Source organism: Actinosynnema sp. NPDC023658 (assembly GCF_040639995.1).
GTDB lineage: Bacteria > Actinomycetota > Actinomycetes > Mycobacteriales > Pseudonocardiaceae > Actinosynnema.
This window is the reverse complement of the sequence record NZ_JBFAAX010000627.1, coordinates 1-3364: the sequence shown is the minus strand read 5'-3', so window position 1 is coordinate 3364 and position 3364 is coordinate 1. Positions and strand designations below refer to the sequence as shown.

General features: G+C 72.0%; 2 protein-coding genes and 1 pseudogene. All 3 read right to left on the bottom strand.

Annotated elements, in window-relative coordinates:
• Positions 1-162 precede the first annotated feature (162 nt).
• Positions 163-1368 (bottom strand): hypothetical protein, encoded by a 1206-nt coding sequence (locus tag AB0G02_RS32345; protein WP_360801749.1) that lies wholly within the window; start codon positions 1366-1368, stop codon positions 163-165.
• Positions 1369-1379: 11 nt separating this feature from the next.
• On the bottom strand, positions 1380-2891 hold the full coding sequence (locus AB0G02_RS32340) for an alkaline phosphatase D family protein (RefSeq protein WP_360801746.1): 1512 nt from the start codon (positions 2889-2891) through the stop codon (positions 1380-1382).
• Between the two features lie 245 nt (positions 2892-3136).
• A pseudogene (locus AB0G02_RS32335) lies at positions 3137-3364 on the bottom strand (hypothetical protein); the annotation flags it as partial.

Below are 3364 nucleotides of genomic sequence, written 5' to 3'. Positions count from 1 at the left end.
CGCACGCCCTCACGGATGCGTTCGGGCGTCGGGTAGCAGTACGAGATGCGGAGCTGCTGACCGAGGCCTGGCTGTGCCGCGCGCCGAAGCGGCTGGCGCGGCAGTTCGCGGACGAGCGCGTGCTCCCCGGCCCGTGACGCGGGGGGCCGGGGAGCACGTCGGTCACCAGGTGCTGTTGACCAGCCCGGTGCCGAGGTAGACCTGGTCGAACCCGTTGCCGTCGTTGTCGTCGGTGTAGGCGACGGTGAGCTGCCCCCACGGGTCGACGCCCAGCGCGGGCTCGTCCTGCCTGCCCGTGGCGGTGGAGACGGTCGGCTGGCGGGGCAGCCTGCCGGTGACCGTGCCGTCCGGGTTGAGGCCCTGCGTGACCACGTCCTGCGCCTCGACCGACGACACCGCCACGTTCAGCTGGTCGTCGATGCCGATCTGCGGGTCGGTGCCCGGCAGCACCGCGTCGGCGGCCGTCCGGGCGGCGCCGGTGGCGGTGAACGACCGCACGCCGACCTGCGCCGTGCCGGTGTGGTCGGTCGTCCAGGCCGCGGCGTGGTCGCCGTTGAAGTTCGCCGCCACGACCGGTCGCCGCTGCTGCCCGGTGGTGCTCGCGTTGGCCACGCCCTGCGCCACCTTCACCCCGCCGGACGGGGTGAGCACCTTGCGGCCGACGTTGAAGTCGCCGTTGCCGTCGCCGTCCTCCTCCCACACGACGATCGCGTTGCCCGCCGCGCCCATGGCGACGTCCGGCCGCTGGTGCGTGCCGCCCGCCGCGTGCACCTGCGCCTCGTAGGTCTTGGACGTCGCGGAGGCGAACCCGGCGATGCGCACGGTCGCGTTGGTGGAGGTCTGCTTGTCCTCCCACACCACGGCGAACCCGCCGCCGTCCGGGTCGGTCGCCACGGCCGGGTAGGTCTGCTGGCCGTCGGTGCTCGCGTTGGCCCGCGCCGACCCGGTCACGGTGCCGCTGGTGTTCAGCACGCGGACCTGGATGTTGTAGTAGCCGTTGCCCTCGCCGTCGTCGGCCCACACCACGACCGCGGTGCCGTTGTCCTGCACCGCCACGTCCGGCTGCACGTGCCGCCAGCTGCCGGTGCCGCCGTCGGACACCTTCTTCTCGTAGCGGGACACGCCGTCCTTGAACAGCCGGACCCACACGTCGCTGTGCACGGGGTCGGTGGGCGTGGCGTCGTCGCGGTCGTCCTCCCACGCGACGGCGGTCCAGCCGTTGCGAGCCGCGGACACGGACGCGTTGTCCTGGTCACCGGTGGCGGTGCTGTTCGCGGCGGCCCACGTGACCGCCGCCGACGCGGTGCCCGCGCCCAGCAGCAAGAGCCCCGCGGTCGTGACCGCCAGCCCCACGGTGAACTTCTTCATGGCCCACTCCCTCACGGCGCCTGCAATCCGGGGTTGCCCGCCTCGACGACGTAGCTCTGCAACGTCCGGACCGGGTAGTCGCGCGTGCTGACCCGGTCCACGAAGCGGAAGTCGACGTCCATCCGGGTGGGTGAGGTGACGGTGCGGACGTACCCGCGCAGGTTCTTGTAGAACTTCACGTGCGGGTTGAGGCTCGACAGGCCGTTGTCGGCCGCGTTGCCGTCACCGCTGGAGGTCACCGACGTGGTCACCAGCTCGGTGCCGATGATCCGGTCCTGGGTGGTGTAGTTCATCATCAGGTTCGCCGCCCACGACCGGTGCACGTCACCGGTCAGCACGACGGTGTTGCGCAGTCCCGCCGCGTCCCAGCCGCGTTGCAGCCGGTCGCGGTTGGCGCTGTAGCCGTCCCACGAGTCCATCGACTTCGCGCCGTCGGCGGAGGCGAGCTTCTGCGCGAAGAACACCTGCTGCCCCAGCAGGTCCCAGGTGGCGAGCTTCTGCCGCATCCCGTCGAGCAGCCACGCCTCCTGCGTCGCGCCGGTCAGCGTGCGGCTCGGGTCGTCGGCCTCCGCGCACACCTTCGTGCCGTCGTCGCACGCCTGGTCGTCGCGGTACTGGCGGGTGTCGAGCATGTGGAACGTGGCCAGGCTGCCCCAGCGGACCCGGCGGTACAGCTGCATGTTCTCCGCGACGGGCGCCTGCGCGGCGCGCAACGGCATGTGCTCGTAGTACGCCTTGTACGCCGCCGCACGGCGTGCCTTGAAGTCGCCGGCCGGGGACGTGTTGGCGCGCACGAGGGCCGCGTAGTTGTTCTCGACCTCGTGGTCGTCCCACACGACCAGCCACGGCGCGACGGCGTGCGCGGCCTGGAGGTCGACGTCCGTCTTGTACTGCGCGTGCCGCACCCGGTAGTCGGCCAGGCTCGCGATCTCCGTGCCGGGCAGGAACTTGCGGACCTTGGTGGTGGTCGCGCCGCCCTCGTAGATGTAGTCGCCCAGGTGCAGGACGAGGTCCGGGTTCTCCTCGGCCATCCGCCGGTAGGCGGTGAAGTAGCCCTCCTCGTAGTGCGCGCAGGAGGCGAACAGCATGGTCAGCGACGGGCTGGTGCCGACCGCGGGCGCGGTGACGCCGCGGCCGACGGGGGAGATGTGCCCGGCGGCGCGGAACCGGTAGTAGTACTCGCGGCCGGGCAGCAGGCCGGTCACCTCGACGTGCACGCTGTGCGCCCACGTCTGCGCGGCGGTCGCCGTGCCGCTGCGCACGACCTGGGTGAACCGCTGGTCCGTCGAGACCTGCCACTCCACCGAGACGGAGGCGGTGCCCATGCCTCCCAGGCCGTCGGCGTCGAGCGGGCTGGGCGCGAGGCGCGTCCAGATGACGAAGCCGTCCGCGGCGGGCTCACCGGAGGCGACGCCCAGCGTGAACGGGTAGGACAGGGCGTTCGCCGCGACGGGCGCGAGGACCGTCACGCCGGCGCTCGCGATGCCGCCGGCGATGAGCGTTCGTCGGGTCAGGGGGGACATCGGCTTCCCTTCGGTGCAGGGTCGGGAAGAACGCGTTCCGGTACTGCGTACACGTCGAAGGTGATCAGTGACCATCCCCGACGTGTACGGCCGGTGGCGTTGCCGAAGCCGTGCCGAAGCGTTGCCGCGCAGGCGATCCGGGCGCGGGGGAGCGCCCGGACCACGACCGTGCAGGTTAAAGCCTTTCCAAGTGGCAAATGTATTGGTTACTGAAAAACCTGGCGAATGGCGTCACGGTCCGCCGATCACGGATTTCCATGACCCGCCGGGACGTGCCGACCGGCCGCCGGGGCGTGACCGGCCCGCCGCGCACCCGCCGCCGCGGTGGCCGTCCAGCACTCCGGTGCGAAGAAACCGTGCTCCGCGAACGCCGCCCGTACCGCCGCCGTGCACGCCTCCAGGGCCGACTCCTCCACCAGTGCAATCACGCACCCGCCGAAACCGCCGCCGGTCATCCGGGCGCCCGCCGCGCC